At 70.0% G+C, this 17,429-nt stretch carries 14 protein-coding genes; 6 read left to right on the forward strand and 8 right to left on the reverse strand.

The window, feature by feature from the left end; genetic code table 11:
- From AB0J09_RS31685 to AB0J09_RS31695, 3 genes are all read right to left on the reverse strand, one after another.
- Window positions 1-562, reverse strand: a 562-nt coding sequence (locus tag AB0J09_RS31685) for a PucR family transcriptional regulator ligand-binding domain-containing protein (protein ID WP_360698919.1), incomplete at its 3' end; no start/stop codon positions are given.
- A 57-nt stretch (window positions 563-619) separates the two neighbouring features.
- Window positions 620-2,320 carry an AMP-binding protein gene (locus AB0J09_RS31690; RefSeq protein WP_360698921.1) on the reverse strand — a complete coding sequence of 567 codons (1,701 nt, stop codon included), beginning with the start codon at window positions 2,318-2,320 and terminating at the stop codon, window positions 620-622.
- An 84-nt stretch (window positions 2,321-2,404) separates the two neighbouring features.
- Window positions 2,405-3,106 (reverse strand): TetR/AcrR family transcriptional regulator, encoded by a 702-nt coding sequence (locus AB0J09_RS31695; RefSeq protein WP_360698923.1) that lies wholly within the window; start codon window positions 3,104-3,106, stop codon window positions 2,405-2,407.
- Between the two features lie 55 nt (window positions 3,107-3,161).
- Between AB0J09_RS31695 and AB0J09_RS31700 the strand changes: the two genes are divergently transcribed.
- Complete coding sequence (locus tag AB0J09_RS31700; protein WP_360698925.1) at window positions 3,162-4,613, forward strand: MFS transporter; 1,452 nt, start codon at window positions 3,162-3,164, stop codon at window positions 4,611-4,613.
- On the opposite strand, the gene AB0J09_RS31705 is transcribed toward AB0J09_RS31700, so the two are convergent.
- Together AB0J09_RS31705 and AB0J09_RS31710 are read right to left on the reverse strand one after the other, a co-directional pair.
- On the reverse strand, window positions 4,610-5,308 hold the full coding sequence (locus AB0J09_RS31705; RefSeq protein WP_360698927.1) for an alternative oxidase: 699 nt from the start codon (window positions 5,306-5,308) through the stop codon (window positions 4,610-4,612). The genes AB0J09_RS31700 and AB0J09_RS31705 overlap by 4 nt on opposite strands.
- Before the next feature lie 145 nt (window positions 5,309-5,453).
- Window positions 5,454-7,583 (reverse strand): NACHT domain-containing protein, encoded by a 2,130-nt coding sequence (locus AB0J09_RS31710; RefSeq protein ID WP_360698929.1) that lies wholly within the window; start codon window positions 7,581-7,583, stop codon window positions 5,454-5,456.
- Window positions 7,584-7,713: 130 nt separating this feature from the next.
- Here AB0J09_RS31710 and AB0J09_RS31715 point away from each other — a divergent pair, with 130 nt between their 5' ends.
- Window positions 7,714-8,994: an aspartate aminotransferase family protein gene (locus AB0J09_RS31715; protein ID WP_360698931.1), complete on the forward strand. Its 1,281-nt coding sequence runs from the start codon at window positions 7,714-7,716 to the stop codon at window positions 8,992-8,994.
- Window positions 8,991-10,496: a CoA-acylating methylmalonate-semialdehyde dehydrogenase gene (locus AB0J09_RS31720; RefSeq protein ID WP_360698933.1), complete on the forward strand. Its 1,506-nt coding sequence runs from the start codon at window positions 8,991-8,993 to the stop codon at window positions 10,494-10,496. The genes AB0J09_RS31715 and AB0J09_RS31720 overlap by 4 nt, the downstream gene beginning before the upstream one ends.
- Window positions 10,497-10,499: 3 nt before the next feature.
- Here AB0J09_RS31720 and AB0J09_RS31725 read toward each other — a convergent pair whose 3' ends face one another.
- Window positions 10,500-12,395, reverse strand: a complete 1,896-nt coding sequence (locus AB0J09_RS31725) for a PucR family transcriptional regulator (RefSeq protein WP_360698935.1) — start codon at window positions 12,393-12,395, stop codon at window positions 10,500-10,502.
- A gap of 90 nt (window positions 12,396-12,485) precedes the next feature.
- On the opposite strand from AB0J09_RS31725, the gene gabT reads away from it, so the two are divergent.
- A complete protein-coding gene (gene gabT / locus AB0J09_RS31730; protein WP_360698937.1) occupies window positions 12,486-13,814 on the forward strand; it encodes a 4-aminobutyrate--2-oxoglutarate transaminase in 1,329 nt (442 codons plus the stop codon).
- Window positions 13,815-14,024: 210 nt separating this feature from the next.
- Entirely contained in the window at window positions 14,025-14,225 is a 201-nt protein-coding gene (locus AB0J09_RS31735; protein ID WP_360698939.1) for a hypothetical protein, read from the forward strand.
- Between the two features lie 97 nt (window positions 14,226-14,322).
- Here AB0J09_RS31735 and AB0J09_RS31740 read toward each other — a convergent pair whose 3' ends face one another.
- On the reverse strand, window positions 14,323-15,435 hold the full coding sequence (locus tag AB0J09_RS31740) for an extracellular solute-binding protein (RefSeq protein WP_360698941.1): 1,113 nt from the start codon (window positions 15,433-15,435) through the stop codon (window positions 14,323-14,325).
- Window positions 15,436-15,482: 47 nt separating this feature from the next.
- Window positions 15,483-16,109: a TetR/AcrR family transcriptional regulator gene (locus AB0J09_RS31745; RefSeq protein WP_360698943.1), complete on the reverse strand. Its 627-nt coding sequence runs from the start codon at window positions 16,107-16,109 to the stop codon at window positions 15,483-15,485.
- 291 nt (window positions 16,110-16,400) lie between these two features.
- Here AB0J09_RS31745 and AB0J09_RS31750 point away from each other — a divergent pair.
- On the forward strand, window positions 16,401-17,429 hold a 1,029-nt coding region (locus tag AB0J09_RS31750), incomplete at its 3' end, for an aldehyde dehydrogenase family protein (protein WP_360698945.1).

Here is a 17,429-nt window from a genome sequence, read left to right on the forward strand (position 1 = left end):
CGGCGGACTCGCAGGCCAGCACCTGGTGCGCGAGGTTCTCCAGCAGCACGGGCCGGTTGGACAGCCTGGACACCTGGGCGAGCACCTCGGCGGGAGACGCGCCCTCGACCGACAGCTCGGTGAAGACCTCGTGAAGCTGCTCGGAGGCCCGCAGCTCCTCCAGCTGGATGTCGATGATCCGGGAGTGCACGGACTCCGTGATCTGCACGAACGGCGTCTCGCGGGTCAGCACGATGACCGGCAGGCCGTGCTCCTCGGCCGTCTTGACCACGGCACGCGGCAGCTCGCGGACGAACCTGCGGCCCAGCTCCACGATCAGCCCGGAGGCGCCTACAGAGGAAAGCTCGCCGATGTAGTCGGCGAGCTTCTCCGGGTCCTCGGGAAGCGCGACGCCAGTGGTGAGCACCAGCTCACCTCCGCGCAGCAGGTGGGCGATGTCCGCGATCTCGCCGACGTGCACCCACCGCACCTTGGTGTCGAGCCGGTCGGCGCCCGCGACCACACGCGGGCTGCCCCGGCGTACGGTCTCCAGGGCGAGGACGTCGGCGATGGTGGGCAACACGGGGCAGAGCCTAGCCGATCAGACTGTAAGAACGGCCATGCGCCCATTTACGCTTTGTCACTGGTTGAGGTCCTCCTCCCGGTATTCCCGCCGAGGCTCCCGCACCCGCAGCTCGACCCGGCGGATCTTGCCGGAGATCGTCTTGGGCAGCTCGTCGAACTCCAGCCGCCGCACCCGCTTGTAGGGGGCCAGCTCCCTGCGGCAGTGCTCGAAGATCGACCGCGCGGTCGCCTCGTCCGGTTCGAACCCGGGCGCGAGCGTCACATAAGCCTTCGGTACGGCCAGTCGTACCGGATCGGGGGCGGGCACCACCGCCGCCTCGGCCACGGCCGCGTGCTCCAGCAGCACGCTCTCCAGCTCGAACGGCGAGATGCGGTAGTCGGAGGCCTTGAAGACGTCGTCGGTCCTGCCCACGTAGGTGATGTAGCCGTCCTGGTCGCGGGTGGCGACGTCACCGGTGTGGTAGAACCCGGCGCGCATCGCATCACTCGATCCACCGACATATCCGGACATGAGGCCAAGGGGGCGGCGGTCGTCCAGAGGCAGGCAGATCTCGCCGTCGTCCCCAGGCTCGTCGGTGACCGGGTCGATGAGCACGACGTCGTAACCGGGCAGCGGACGCCCCATCGATCCGGGCCTGACCGGCTCATCCGGCGCGTTGCCGATCTGCGCGGTGGTCTCGGTCTGGCCGTAGCCGTCCCTGATCGTGATGCCCCACGCCTTGGCCACCTGGTCGATGATCTCCGGGTTGAGCGGCTCGCCGGCGGCCACCGCCGTACGCAGGGGCAGCTGCGGTTCATGGTCGTGCTCACTTGGCCCTCGCTGGTCACGCGAGCTACCGCTCTCGGGCCCGAACGTTCGCTTCCACGCCGCCAGGTCCTCCTGGATGAGCATCCGCCAGACGGTCGGCGGCGCGCAGAACGTGGTGACCCGCTCGTCCCGCAGCACCTCGAGCAGCGCCGGGGCGGAGAAGCGCTGGTAGTCGTGGATCAGCACGGTCGCGCCCGCGTTCCAGGGGGCGAAGACGTTGCTCCACGCGTGCTTGGCCCACCCCGGCGAGGACACGTTGAGATGCACGTCGCCGGGCTTGAGCCCGATCCAGAACATCGTCGACAGGTGCCCGGCCGGATAGGAGGCGTGGGTGTGCTCGACCAGCTTGGGCTGCGAGGTCGTGCCCGAGGTGAAGTAGAGCAGCAGCGTGTCGCCGGCCCGCGTCGGCGCGTCGGGCGCGAAGTGCTCTCCCGCCTCGTAAGCCTCGTGGTACGGCAGCCAGTTGAAGGCGTCGCCCACAGCGATCTTCGTGTATTCGCCGGCCCTGAACTTCCCCGCGTCGGCGGCGTTGGCGATCACATGGGAGACGCCGCCCCGATCGATGCGCTCGGCGATGTCCTTGGCCGTCAGCAGCGTCGTGGCCGGGATGATGACCGCGCCGAGCTTCATCGCGGCCAGCAGCGACTCCCACAGCTCCGCCTGGTTGCCCAGCATGAGCAGGATCCGGTCGCCCCGGCGCACACCCTGCTGGTGCAGCCAGTTCGCGATCTGGTTGGAGCGGGCCGACAACTCGGCGAACGTGTAGCGGGCGTTGCTCGCGCCCACGATCTTGAGCGCGACGGCGTCAGGCGTCTCGGCGGCCAGCACCCCGTCGAACCAGTCGAGCGCCCAGTTGAACTCCGCCAGCTCCGGCCAGCGGAAGTCGCGGCGGGCGGTGGCGGCGTCGGCGTGGAGGAGGAAATCGCGGGCGGCACGGAAATCGCTCATGCGGCCGCCTTTGTCGGCCGCATGAGCGATAAATCGGCTGTTTTCGATGGGTCGCTCGCTTCGCTCGCTCATGCCCGAATCCTGCTACGTCGCCAGCCGCCGCTCAAGGCCGTCGAGCACCGACACCAGCCCGAAGTCGAAACACAGGGCGCGAACGACCTGCGGATCCTCGTCAGTGTCCATGTCGATGCGCTCCAGCAGGTCGGGGAAGTCGGCGGCGGCCCTGGCCACCGACGCGCGCATCTCATCCGCGTCGTAGGTCTGGCCGGACATCGCGGTGTTCCAGGCGATCTCCGGGATCGTCATGCCGTACACGAAGGCGGTGAGCGCGGCGCCGGCGTAGTCGATCTCCATCCCGCTGAACCCCGCGTGCCTGAACATCACCCGCATCCGGTCGGCCACGTGGAGGGCGTTGGGGCCGAGCGCGGGCACGCGCCCGAGCAGGTCGGCCGACCACGGGTGGCGCAGCATCACCTGGCGCATGCTGTGGGCCAGGACCGAGGCGGCGTCGCGCCAGCCCACCTCCTCGGGGTCGGGCACGCTCATCTCGCCCCAGATTTCGTCGTAGGCCAGCTCGAGCAGCTCGTCCTTGTTGGCGACGTACCAGTAGATGCTGGTGGCGCCCGCGCTCAGCTTCGCGCCCAGCTTGCGCATGCTGAGCCCACCGAGTCCCTCCGCGTCGAGCAGCTCGAGGGAGGCCTTGACGATCTCCTCGCGGCTGCGCCCCGGGCTCGCGGTCTTACGCGGCTCGCGGAGCCAGACGGAGGCGAACTGCTTGCCGGTCATCCTTCAAGGATAAATCCACTCGCACACTGTACGATGATTGCCGTACGCTGTGCGAGTGGACTCGAACACTGTACGAGACCCCCGTCGCTGGTGGATTCTCGTCGTACTCTGCTTGGCGCTATTGGTGCTTGTCGTGGACAACACCGTCCTCAACCTCGCCATCCCCTCGCTGAACGAGGAGATGGGCGCGAGCCCGTCGGACATCCAGTGGATCATCGACGCGTACGTGCTGGCCTACGCCGGATTGCTGCTCACCTCGGGCAGCCTGTCCGACAAGTACGGCCGTAGGCGGTTCCTGATCATCGGCCTGGTGTTCTTCGGCGGTGCGTCCCTTCTGGCTGTGCTCGTCTCCGAGCCCTGGCAGCTCATCGCCGCCCGTGCCTTGATGGGCATCGGCGGCTCGCTCGTCATGCCCTCGACGCTGTCGATCCTGATGACCGTCTTCGACGAGGCGGAGCGGCGCAAGGCGATGGCGTCCTGGAGCGCGGTGGCCCTGGTCGGCATGGTGTCGGGGCCGACGCTGGGTGGCTTCATGCTGCAGCACTACTGGTGGGGCTCGGTCTTCCTGCTGAACATCCCGATCGCGGCCGTCGCCATCGTGGCCGCCGTCGTGCTCATGCCCGAGAGCCGCAGCAGCGGGCGGAAGATCGACCCCGTCGGTGTGGTGCTGTCGACCGTGGGGCTGACGTCGGCCGTGTACGTCATCATCGAGCGCGAATGGAACGTGATCGGCATCGCCATCGCGGTCGTCGCGCTGGGCGCGTTCGTGGTCTGGGAGCGCAGGCAGACTCAGCCGATGCTGCCGCTGCACCTGTTCGCCAACCGGAACTTCAGCGGCGCGTCGTTCTCGATCCTGCTGATGGCGTTCGGCGCGGGCGCCGTGATGCTGATGCTGACCCAGTACCTGCAGTTCGTGCTGGGCTATGGGGAGATGCAGGCGGGCCTCGCCATGCTGCCCTACGGCGTGGCCGCGGCGATCTTCAACGGCGTGGGCGCCGGGCTGGGCAAAAGGGTCAGCAACCGGGCGCTGATCGGGGCGGGGCTGCTGGTGATGGCCTGCGGGTTCGTCGTCATGGCCACGACCACCGGATATCTCCCGCTCCTCACAGGGCTGGTGATCATGGGTGTGGGCGGCGGGCTGGCCGGGCCGTCCGCGTACTCCTCGCTCATGAGCGCCATCCCCATGGAGCACGCCGGCGTCGGCTCGGCGCTCAACGACACCGTCCAGCAGGTCGGCATGGCGCTGAGCATCGCGATCCTGGGCAGCGTGCTGGCCGGGCAGTACACCTCTCAGATGCCGGCCGACCTGCCCGCCGCCGCCAGGGAGTCGATCGGCGGCGCGCATCTGGCGGGCTTCGCAGAGGCCGGCAATCAGGCGTTCACGTCGGCCATGCACCTGGGCTCGTGGGTCGGGGGCGCGTTCTGTGTGGCCGCCGCGCTGCTCGCGGTGGCCGTGCTGCGCCCGGTCGTGGCTCCAGTGCCGGTGCCGGAGAACAGCAAGGTTTAACGGACACGAGGATCCCGCATGCTCTCCAGGCTGTCGAGCTTGTGGGTGCGCTCGTCGTGGCCGATCTGCCTGAGCAGGTCGGCCACCGAGCGGTAGCGGCCGTACTCGGCGGCGTACGTGCCGGGGTCGGGCACGAAGTCCAGGTCCGGGTTCTCGGCCACGAAGGCCATGTACTCGTGCTCGGCGTGGTCCTCGAACTCCGCGTTCAGCCGGTAGCTCCACTCGGGCCTGACCAGGAACAGCATCCAGGACACGTGGTAGTAGAAGAACGCGATCAGCCACGGTGCGCCCCTGTGCAGCAGCCACGTCTGTCTCTGCCCGGTGCGCTGGACGAGGTCCTGCAGGATCAGCAGGTGCCACTGCTCGTTGTCCTGGTCGGCCCGGGCCTCCACGATCCGCTCGAAGATCTTCCTGGCCAGCGCCGATCGTCCCCGGTAGCGGTGCACGGCCCAATAGCCCATCCGCTCCCACGCCTGGTACGGCACGCGGGCGATGATCTCCAGCATGGCGAACTTCGTGTATGAGCCCTTCTTGCCGTACATGATGTCGACGGGCTTGAACATCATCTTGGCCAGCAGGCTGTAGTCCATCCGCGGGGTCGCCAGGGTGTCCTCCTGGGCCTGGCGGAGCCGGTCGCGGTCGAGCTTGGGCGGGCCGGAGGGCGCCTCGGGGCGGTGGTCGATGGTGACGGTCATCTCGCTCTCTCCTTCACGTTTCGAGATGATCCGATGGTGCTCGACCGGCATGGTCCCTGGCGTCGGCCGCCAGTGGTCTTTCGGGGTGCCTCCCGCGGCGTACCGGACCGGCGCGAAGTACACCTCCAGGTGGACGGGACATCCCCTAAGGGGCGTCGGCAAGGCGGTCCTGCAGGGCCGCGTGGCGGAACTGGTAGAGGCGGCCCGCCTGCCGGAGCAGGCCGAGGCGGTGCATGTCGGCCAGGAACGCCATGAGCTGCCACGGCAGGCGGCCGGAGAGCGCGAACAGGGCCCTGGCCACGGCGAACGCGGGCCAGGCGAGCAGCGAGAAGACGAAGTGACCGGCGGCGATCACGGCGACCAGGATCCCGCCCGCCGCCCCTCCGGCCACCGCGCGGGTGAGCGCGTCGGGACCCGCGAGGATGAGCCGTTCCGCCAGCCAGCCCTCGGTCGCGCACGCCACCGCGAGCAGCCCGGCGAACGTCAGACCGAGCGTGCGCTGCCATCTCGTCGACGCCACGGGGTGCAGCGGCACGCGCGTGTGGCGCACCCATGCGACGAACCCCATGCTGAGCAGGGCCGTGACGAACAGGGGCAGGCAGAAGGAGAATGCCATGGCCAGCCCTTCGGCCAGCTCCGGTGGCGATGCCTCGGCAGTCCCCCACGTCACTAACAGGCCGGCCAGCCAGATGCCCGAGCCGCCGACGAGCCCGATCCCGGCCCACAAACCCACGGCGGCAGCGAAGCCGGGCAACACGAACCTGCGGAGCGTGCCGGCCTCCGGGTCGACCGGTGCGTCGTCGTCGAGCAGCTCCCCGGCGTCCTCCAGCGCGATGTCCCATATTTCGGCCCACAGCATCATCCCGGTCCCGGCCCCCACCAGCAGGCCCAGGCAGGCGCCTGCCGCGAGCGCGGATCCGGGCCCGCCGCCCGCGGCCCACCAGCCGGCTCCGCCCGACACAGCCGCAAGCAGCCCGGCGACCAGTCCCAGACCGATCCTGATCCACCGGCGTTCGATCAGGTCGTGGAGGTCCCACCAGGCCAGATCGCGCGTCCCGCGCTCAGTCAGTGAGGCGGCGAGCAGGGTGAGCCACCGCCGCACCCGGTGCGCCGGCCAGGCCCGGCGGGAGCGGAAAGGACCCGGCGCGGGGTCGGCGGCGGTCACTGCGGGCACCACATGGTCGAGCAGATGCAGCCGCGCCCACTCGGCGTCGGCGGCATCGAGCAGCGGTGCTGGATCCCGGCCGGGGTCGATGTACACTGCGCGGATCAGCCACACCATCAAGGCCGTGTCCAGGGCGTTGTGCAGGACGTCGTGCGGGTCCCGCAGGCGGCGCAGCAGCTCCGGCCAGCTCCCGCCCGGGTCGGGCGGCAGGCAGGCCGCGAGGTAAGCCGTCACCTTCCTGGCGCTGAGGTCCTCGGGTTCGATGACCGCCGCGGCGCTCAATACGTGGGCGCCGTTCTCCTTCACGGTCTCGCGGAACTCGGAGGTGCGGCAGGTCAGCAGGAAGCCCTCCCGGTCGGTCAGCAGGGAGTTGAGCGCCCGTACCACCCGGTCGCGCTGCTGGACGGGCAGCTCGTCCAGGCCGTCGAGGATAGGCAGCACGTGGCCGCCCGTCACCAGGTCCTTGACCGCCGTGGGGCCGAACGCGTCTGCGCGTAACTCCGGATAGTCCTGCGCCAGTCGGCGCCCCAGCCAGGCCTGGAAACGTTCGCCCTGGCGGTCCCAGCCGGACAACGTCAGCATGACCGGCACCGGCTCGCCCGGCTCGCGGTCGAGCAGGAGGCGGCGCAGGAGCAGCAGCGCCAGCGTGGTCTTCCCCGTGCCCGCCTCGCCGAGGACGACCAGGCGCGGGCGGCGCAGCTCGCGTAGCACCGGCACCATGGCGCCGACCTGGTCCGTCGCGCCGTTGAAGCGAAGCCGCCCGTTGGCCGTGATGTGCCGGGCGTGGTCCATGAGCTCCCGCTCGCTCAACCGCCACCGCACCGACAGCGGGTCGGGGGAGAACAGGCCGCGGATCCTCGCCTCCTCCTCCCACTGCCGCAGCACCCGATCGGCCAGCACCTGCCGGGCTGCGTCCAGCTGCTCGGGCGTGGACACCGCGAGGGCGGGGGAGCGCCGGGCCCAGCCGACGATCGCCGCCACGGTCGCGGCCGCGCCGATGACCGCCGCCACCCAACTCGCCGCCTCCAGCCCGTCGGGGGACAGCCAGGCGAGGGCGATCGAGGCGACGATCGCCACGATCGCCGCGCCCGCGAGGAGTTTCCGTACCACGCCGATGATCTTGTCGTGTTACCTGGTCTTTTGGGAAGTCCGGGTAGTTTGCAGGGTGTAAGGGATATTTGCGCTCCCCCGACAGGTTGTAGGTGGGAGTACCCGTAAGGGAAAAGGGATACTCAGTAGCATGTCGGAGCTTCTTGCGCGCCACCGGGCAGTGATGCCCAACTGGTTGGCACTCAACTACAACGAGCCCATCGAGATCGTCAGCGGCAAAGGTAACCGCGTCATCGACGCCGACGGCAAGAGTTATCTGGACTTCTTCGCCGGCATCCTGACCAACATGATCGGGTACGACGTGCCCGAGGTGCGCGAGGCGGTCGAGCGTCAGATCGCCACCGGAGTGGTCCACACCAGCACCGTCTACCTGCTGCGCGGCCAGATCGAGCTGGCCGAGAAGATCGCGCGGCTCTCCGGCATCCCCGACGCCAAGGTCTTCTTCACCAACTCCGGCACCGAGGCCAACGAGACCGCCCTGCTGCTGGCCACGTACGCGCGCAAAACCGACCAGGTGCTCGCCATGCGGCAGAGCTATCACGGGCGCAGCTTCGGCACGATCGGCGTCACCTCCAACCGCTCCTGGAAGAACAACTCGTTCTCCCCGCTCAACGTGCAGTTCCTGCACGGCGCCGACCGGCATCTCATCCAGTTCAAGGGCATGTCGGACGCCGAGTACATCCAGGCGTGCGTGGACGACCTGCGTCACGTGCTGGCCACCGCGGTCTCCAACGACGTGGCCGCGCTGATCGCCGAGCCGATCCAGGGCGTGGGCGGGTTCACGATGGCCCCCGACGGGTTGTTCGCCGCCTACAAGGAGGTGCTCGACGAGCAGGGCATCCTGTTCATCTCCGACGAGGTGCAGACGGGGTGGGGCCGCACCGGCAGCGCGTTCTTCGGCATCCAGAACCACGGCGTGACCCCCGACATGATCACGTTCGCCAAGGGACTCGGCAACGGCTTCGCGGTCGGCGGCGTCGTGGCGCGCCGCGACCTCATGGACGCCCCGCACGCCGTGGGCCTGGCGACTTTCGGCGGCAACCCCATCTCCATGGCCGCCGCCAACGCCACCCTCGACTACGTGCTCGACCACGACCTGCAGGCCAACGCCGCGCGTACCGGCGAGATCATCATCAGCGGCCTCAAGGAGGCCGCCAAGCGCCTGCCCGTGGTCAAGGGCGTGCGCGGCAAGGGCCTGATGTTCGCCGTCGAGCTGGAGACCCCCGCCCAGGCCGCCCGCTTCATGGAGGAGACCAAGAAGGCCGGGCTGCTGGCGGGCAAGGGCGGCCTGTACGGGACCGCGATCCGCATGGCCCCGCCCCTTACCCTCACGGTGGACGAGGCCGTCGAGGGCCTCGGCATCATCGTCACCGCCCTGGAAACCATCAACGCAGAGGCAGCAGCCCAGTGAAGTCCGTCAAGCATTGGATCAACGGAGCTCTGGCGGACGGCGACGCCCGCGCCGCGGAGCTCTACAACCCCGCGACCGGCGAGGTCAGCGGCCACGTGGCCCTCGCCTCCGTGGCCGACGTGGACGCGGCCGTCGCGGCCGCCGTCGCGGCGTTCCCCGCCTGGCGGGACGCGTCGCTGATGAAGCGGTCACAGGTGCTGTTCCGCTTCCGCGAGCTCATGTACGCGCACCGCGACGAACTGGCCGCGCTGATCTCCTCCGAGCACGGCAAGGTCCACTCCGACGCGCTCGGCGAGGTGGCCCGCGGCCTCGAGGTCGTGGAGTTCGCCTGCGGGATCCCCCACCTGCTCAAGGGCGGCTTCTCCGAGGGCGTCTCGACCAGGGTCGACTCCTACTCGATCCGTCAGCCGCTGGGCGTCGTGGCGGGGATCACGCCGTTCAACTTCCCGGCCATGGTGCCGATGTGGATGTTCCCGATCGCGATCGCCTGCGGGAACGCGTTCGTGCTCAAGCCGTCCGAGAAGGACCCCTCGGCGTCGCTGCTCATGGCACGGCTCTGGAAGGAGGCCGGGCTGCCCGACGGCGTGTTCAGCGTCGTGCAGGGTGACAAGGTCGCCGTGGACCGGCTGCTGGAGCACCCCGACGTGCGCGGTGTGTCGTTCGTCGGCTCCACCCCGATCGCCAAGTACGTCTACGAGACCGGCACCGCCCACGGCAAGCGCGTACAGGCCCTCGGCGGCGCCAAGAACCACATGCTCGTCCTCCCCGACGCCGACCTCGACCTGGTGGCGGACTCGGCCGTGTCGGCGGGGTTCGGCTCGGCGGGGGAGCGGTGCATGGCGATCTCCGTCGTGCTGGCCGTCGACCCGATCGGCGACGAGCTCGTACAGAAGATCGTCGAGCGGGTCGACGAGCTGGTGATCGGCCCGGGCGACGACCCGAAGTCCCAGATGGGACCGCTCGTCACCGAGGTGCACCGCGACAAGGTCGCCACCTACCTCGACCTCGGCGTCGAGGAGGGGGCCAAGCTGGTCGTGGACGGCCGCGAGACGGCCGTGCTCGGCGGCGGCAAGGCCGCGGAGACGCCCGGCTTCTGGCTCGGCCCGACCGTGCTCGACCACGTGCCGCCGGGCTCGCGGACGCACACGGACGAGATCTTCGGGCCGGTTCTGTCGATCGTGCGGGTGTCCTCCTACGAGGAGGGGCTCGAGATCATCAACAGCGGCCTGTACGGCAACGGCACCGCGATCTTCACCAACGACGGCGGCGCGGCCAGGCGCTTCCAGAACGAGGTCGAGGTCGGCATGGTCGGCATCAACGTGCCCATCCCGGTGCCGATGGCCTTCTACAGCTTCGGCGGCTGGAAGTCCTCGCTCTTCGGCGACACGCACGTGCACGGCACCGAGGGTGTGCACTTCTACACCCGCGGCAAGGTCGTGACCTCCCGCTGGCTCGACCCCTCGCACGGCGGCGTGAACCTGGGCTTCCCCACCAACAAGTAGCCGTCAGCGGCGCGTGGCTTCGAGTGCGAGCCACAACTCGGCTCGCACTCCCGGGTCGTCGAGGTCGCGGCCCAGCAGCTCCGTGACACGCTTCATGCGGTAACGCAGGGTGTGGCGGTGCACGCCGAGCCGCTGCGCCGCCGCGTCCCAGTGGCCGTTGCTGTCCAGGTACGCGCGTAGCGACTCGACCAGGTCGGGCTTGGAGCCGTACGCCGTGAGGGGTGCCAGCAGCGCGGCGGCGAACGTCTGGACGGCGGCCTGGTCGAGCAGCCCGAGCAGCCCCTGCCCGGCCAGCTCCCCGAACCTCACGACCCGCCCTCGGCCGCCCGCCCCTGCGCCACGTCGGCCCGTCGCTCGTGTGCCGCTTCGGCCGGTGGCCGCGACGAAGGCCTCGCCGAGCGCCGGCGCCCAGCCGCATCTGGCGGCTTCCAGCGCGCGCTTGGCCTGGTCCAGCGCGCCGTACAGGGCCTCCGGGGCGTAACCGCACGGCAGGCTGACACCCACCGGCCCGTCCGCCTCCAACGCCGCCTTCTCCGCCACCGCGTCCGCCACCAGCGCCACGGCCAGGGAGCCTCTGGCTTCCTGCGTCCCCTGCTGGGTGCCGTCGTCACCGAGCAGCGCCGCGAACGCGTGCGGCTCCAGGGCCTCCAGCGCGTCGGCGTCCGCCGCCAGCACCGCCAGCGGCTCCTCAGGGAGCCGCCCGCCGAGCGGCCCCAGCACCGCGCGGGCCTGCTCCTTCTCGCCGGCGAGAAGGAGCCCCAGTACGGCGGAACGGGCCCGCCGCTCGGCCTCCAGGTGGGTCCTGCCCTGCTCCATGGCCAGGGTGAGCAGGGATCCGGCGGCGTTGATCACCGTGTGGGTGACCGGAGAGAAGGGCTCCTTGGCCCCCACGGCGAAGAACCCGCGCGGCCGCGCCCCGCCACCCAGCGGCTGCACCACGATGTGCTCCCCGGGGCCCGACAGCGCCAGGCTGGCAGGCAACGGACCCGCACGCCCGACACCCCAGCCCGCGCGCTCAGCGCTTCCGGTCTCACGTGCAGGGCTCTCGACCACGCGTGTCACGCCTCGGCCTTCGTGCGTTGTGCCTTCGGCCGTGCCCGCGATGCCCCTGTCCTCGTGTGCCGTGCCGCCGACCTCATATGCGGCACTGTCGCTGACGTGCGTGGCGTCCCCGGCTCCGTGTTCGATGTCGCCGGTGCCGCTCGGCTCCCCGCCTCCGGCGCCTTCGGGGCCGCCGAGCCCCGCGCGGTGGCCGGACTCCAGGTTGTCGTCGGGTGGCCGGAGGCGGGGCGGGGCGGGGAGGCGGCCCGTGCGGAGGCGGGTGAGTTCGGCCACGACGGCGTCCGTGTTGGCGCCGCGGGTGGCGTGGCGGACCTCGCCCCACTCGTCCAGCAGCGCCGCCCAGCCGCCGACCTCCTTGGCGAGCCGGTCGATGACCGCGTGCATGCCCTCCGGCCGGAGCGCCGCCCGCGTCAGGCGGCCCTGGGCGGCGAAGGCGCGGGTGATCTCCTCGTACTGCTCGGCCGCCAGCAGCTCGCTGACCGCCTTGCCGATCGCCATGAACGGGGTCTCGCGCGGCACCTCCAGCAGCGGCAGCCCGGCCTCGTCGGCGGCGGCGATCAGGGCGGGCGGCACCTCCTCGTGCGAGACGCCGACGCCGAACCCGAGCCCCGCGACGCCACGGGCCACGAGCCGGGCGACATATTGGGATTGGTCGCCTTCCATCCGCATGCCCGTGGTGAGAAGGAGTTCCCCGCCCTCCAGGTAGGGTGTCGGATCCGCGAGCTCGCTGACCGCCACCCACCGCACCACCGCGTCCAGCCCACGCGCGTGACCCGGGATTCCGGCCACCGGCCGGAGGCCCATGCGGCGTATCACGGTGTGGAGCGAAGGCGGCATGCAGGTTTTGTCCATTCTGGCAAAGACAACCAATTCAGTGTTACATATCGACCTATCGGCGCAGGTGGGAGCCCAACGTAGCGTCGAGCCATGAGCATTCCCCAGGAGCGGCGCGTCGTGACCGCGATCCCAGGCCCCAAGTCGCAGGAGCTGCTGGCCCGCAAGCAGGCCGCCGTCCCGTCCGGCATCGGAACCACCCTGCCGGTCTTCGTCACCCGCGCCGGCGGCGGCGTGGTGCAGGACGCCGACGGGAACTCGCTGATCGACTTCGGCTCCGGCATCGCCGTGACGAACGTCGGCAACGCCGCCCCCAAGGTCGTCGAACGCGTCCAGAAGCAGGTCGCCGACTTCACCCACACGTGTTTCATGGTCACCCCGTACGAGTCGTACGTCCGGGTGTGCGAGAAGCTGAACGAGCTGACCCCGGGCGACCACGAGAAGCGCACGTTCCTGGTGAACTCGGGCGCCGAGGCCGTGGAGAACGCCGTCAAGGTCGCCAGGCACGCCACCGGCAGGCAGGCCGTCGTCGTGTTCGAGCACGGCTACCACGGCCGCACGCTGCTCACGATGACGCTGACGGCCAAGAACATGCCGTACAAGCACGGTTTCGGCCCCTTCGCGCCCGAGGTGTACCGGGTGCCGCTGGCGTACCCGTACCGCTGGCCGACCGGGCCGGAGAACTGCGCCGAGGAGGCCGCCGCGCAGGCCATCGACGCGATCACCAAACAGATCGGCCCGGAGAACGTGGCCGCCGTGGTGATCGAGCCGATCGCGGGCGAGGGCGGGTTCATCGTGCCGGCGAGGGGCTTCCTGCCGCGGATCGCGGAGTTCTGCGCGGCCAACGGCATCGTGTTCGTGGCCGACGAGGTGCAGACCGGCTTCGCCAGGACGGGCGACCTCTTCGCCTGCGAGGACGAGGGCGTCGTACCCGACATCATCACCACCGCCAAGGGCATCGCGGGCGGCCTGCCGCTGGCCGGGGTGACCGGGCGCGCGGAGCTGATGGACAAGGTGCACGTCGGCGGCCTGGGCGGCACGTACGGCGGCAACCCGCTGGCCTGCGAGGCCGCGCTCGGCGTGCTCGAGACCATCGAGGAGGAGGATCTGGTCTCGAAGGCCCGCCGCATCGGCGAGATCATGCTGCCCCGGCTCAAGGCGCTCCAGGAGCGCTTCGACGTGATCGGCGACGTCCGCGGCCGGGGCGCGATGATCGCGATCGAGCTGGTCGAGCCGGGCACCAAGGAGCCGAACCCCACCGCCGTACAGGAGGTCGTCAAGCGCTGCCACGCCGAGGGCCTGCTGGTGCTGACGGCGGGCACGTACGGCAACGTGCTGCGTTTCCTGCCCCCGCTGGTCATCCCCGAGCACCTGCTCGAGGAGGGCCTCGGCATCCTGGAGAAGGCGATCGCCGAACTGTAGTAGAAACCTCCACCAATCGGGCATCCGGCTTGCGGCTGGATGCCCGATTTTGTGGTGTAAGAGGCCTCGGTCGGGTAGAGAATTCACCCTGACTTGACGCTCAGCTGGACGCTCACGGCCTCGGTCAGGGTTATAACGGTTCCGACATGCGGATGGGCGATGGCTGCAGGGAGCGTGATGAACTGGAGTCCGACCAGAACGGCGCGGAGTATGTTGACGTTCGACCCTGAAGGCCTGACCTTGGCCCAGCGCGACGGCGACGCCTGCGTCGTCTGCCAGAAGAGATGGCCGCGCCCGCGCGTGCGCGTGGGCCGGCTGCCCGACAACTCGGCGGTCCTGGCCTGCGGCGACTGCGCCGAGGCGCTCGTTCCTGCTCCCAAGGCCACAGTGGTGGCCTTTCCGTCCCGCTGACCACAGCGAAACGAGACGCCCCGGGACGAGGGGGAAGGCCCGGGGCGTCCCTACAGGCGGCGCCCAGCGGGGGGAAGCGGGCGCGCCCGCGTCATCGTCATTTGGTGAGCGTCGGCCACCAGTCGGTCCATGTCTTGTATTCAGTGCATTCCCCGTCATCCGCCCGGCAACCCCCGGGCGGCCGAACGGCGAAGGCCACGCGGTCCAGCTCCTTGCCCCGCCCGTACGTCTCGCACATCAGCTTGGCCCGCCCCTTGCACGCCTTGGCGTTGGCCGGCGCCAGTCCTGCCCAGGCGGCGGCGTCGCGCTGCGCGTTCGGGGCGGTCACCCAGTTGAGCCACCGGTAGGCGCAGGTGGTGTCGGGGACGCTCGCGCCCAGCATCCAGGAATCCACCCATCCGGTGGTCTCGTGCGTCTTGAGCGTCTTGACCGGTATTCCGGCCTTCTGCAGGAGCAGGCGATAGTACGGGGTGGCCTGGGCGTAGTCGAGCGCCCCGGTGGCGAACCCCTGCACCAGGTCGATCGGGTTCTGCCAGTAGGTGCGGCCCTTGCTCTGCTCGAGCAGGGCCATCGCCCGATCGAGCTGGTCCTTGGTCAGCTCGAACGGCTCCTTCACCGACCCGTCGGCCAGCGCGGCGTCGGCGATCGTGAGGGGGGTGTCCCTGAGCGCGACCCGGTCGGACGCGAACGCCTGCTTGATGTCGCCCTTGACCTTGGCCGAGTCGTAGATGAACTCGTGATAGCCCCAGAGGTACGGCACCCCGTACACCTTGCCGGACACGGTGGACATGTCGCGGAAGCGCTCGTCGACGTCGTCGTACCCGGTCACCTTGGCCGGGTCGATGGGCTGCACCTGCTTGGCGTCGATCAGGTCGGCGGCCAGCACGGGCCCGGCGGAGATCACGTCGTAGGGCCGCTGGCCGGCCATGCGCTCCATGCCCTCGGCGGTCTGCACGGTGTCGAGCCTGGCGATCCGGCAGCCGGTCTCCTTCTCGAACGAGCCCACCCAGTTGGCCTTGGGGCTGATGCCGCCGTACTCGGCGTAGCCGCGGTAGGTGAGGATCTGCAGCGTGCCGTCGCTCTGCGTCGCGCTCGGGGTGGGGGTCGGGCTGGGCGTGGGCTTGGGAGTCGGGGTCGGCCTTGCCGCGCCCATGCCGGCGACCAGCGCCGATGCCGCGAGCGCCAGGGCGTAAGCACGACGACGATTCACGATGTCCCCCCTTGTCCGTGTGCTGGAGCTTACAGGGGGCGGCAGTACTACTCCTGCTTCTCCACCAGGTAGCAGCAGATGATCGCCGTCGTGACCGCCTCGTACGTGCTCCCGTCGCGCAGGTGACCGGCGCGTTCCAAACTGATCGCGCCCTGGGCCGCCGCCCACAGCGCGTCCGCGATCTTGCGGGGCTGGGTCGGGATCAGGTATCCGGCCGAGATGCAGTCGGCGATCACGCGGTCGAGGATGTTCAGGGCCGCGCGGGCAAGGGTCCTGGCGCGTTCGCTGGGCTCGAAGCCGGGGATCGCCCGTTCGAACATCAGGCTGTAGTAGCCGGGCTCGGCCAGGCACACCTCCCGGTACGCGGGCCCGAGCGCGGTCAGGTGCTCGAACGGGTTGCGCCGCGCCGGCACCGCCTCCAGAAATCGGCGGAACCGCTCGAACCCCTCCAGATAGAGCGCCTCCGCCAGCCCTTCCCTGTTGCCGAACATCGTGTAGATGACGGTCGTCGTGCAGCCCGCCTCCGCGGCGATCCTGCGCATCGTGAGGCTGTCGGCCCCGTCCGTCTCGAGGAGGTTCACCGCCACGTCGAGGAGGCGGGAGCGAAGTTGGTCGTGGCTGGCGCGCTCACCCAGAAGGTAGGCGCCTTGCAGCCCCAGCGGCGCCGAGGTCATGAGACCTCCCTTGTGGCCAAGGAGCTAAGCGTCCTTGTGACCTCACGTTGTTCGGTCACGGGGCCCACGCCTTTCTGATCGGGGGCCCGCCGCGCTGGAGACCCGCACACGATGACTTAGCCATGGCGGAGATCGCTCAAACCACTCCGCATGGTAAACATCCCGAATTGGGTCTACTTCTGTTACATCATGGGTATACCACGGAGCTTGTACTTAACGGTGAGCCCTCATGAGAGTCTTGTGCACCGTGGTGTAAATCCCCCATCACCGGCTTGGCATAACGTCATGTGTATGGACGTGCGTACCTTCTGGCTGGCCGGCCGCGCCGCGACCGGGGACTCCGAGCTCAATGTGACCAACCCCCACGACGGCCGTGTGATCGGGCGGCACTCCGTGCCGACCGACGCCCAGGTCGAGGAGGCCATCGCGGCCGCCCACGCGGTGGCCAAGGAGGCCGCCGCGCTGCCCGTGCACGTGCGGGCCGAGGCGCTGGCACACGTGTCGCGCCGCCTCGCGGAGCGGGCCGACGAGATCGCCCACCTCATCACGGCCGAGAACGGCAAGCCGATCCTCTGGGCGCGCGGCGAGGTCGGCCGCGCCGTCGCCACGTTCCGCTTCGCCGCCGAGGAGGCCCGGCGCTGGTCGGGCGAGGTGCAGCGGCTCGACACCGAGCCCGCCGCGGCCGGGCGGCTGGCGTACGTCTCCCGCGTGCCCTACGGGCCGGTGCTGGCGATCACCCCGTTCAACTTCCCCCTGAACCTGGTCGCCCACAAGGTCGCCCCCGCCATCGCCGTCGGCGCCCCCGTCATCGTCAAGCCCGCCCCCGCCACGCCGCTCTCCTCGCTCCTGCTCGGCGAGATCCTGGCGGAGACGGATCTGCCTGAGGGGATGTTCTCGGTCCTGCCGATCGAGAACGAGCGCGCCTCGGCACTGGTCCAGGACCCCCGTCTCCCCGTGGTGTCGTTCACGGGCTCCGCGCCCGTCGGCTACGCCATCGCCGACCAGGTGCCGCGCAAGCACGTGACGCTCGAGCTGGGCGGCAACGCGGCGGCCGTCGTGCTGGCCGACGCCGACCTCGACTGGGCGGCCCAGCGCATCGCCCTCTACTCCAACTACCAGGCCGGCCAGAGCTGCATCGCCGTGCAGCGGGTGATCGTCGAGCAGCCTGTTTACGACGCCTTCGTCGAACGCCTCCTCCCGGCCGTCTCCGGCCTGGTCACCGGCGACCCGGCGGACGAGAAGACCCAGGTGGGCCCGCTGGTGTCGGAGGCCGCGGCCGAGCGGGTCGAGCAGTGGGTCAAGGAGGCGGTCGCCGCCGGA

Source organism: Nonomuraea sp. NPDC049784 (genome assembly GCF_040659615.1).
GTDB lineage: Bacteria > Actinomycetota > Actinomycetes > Streptosporangiales > Streptosporangiaceae > Nonomuraea.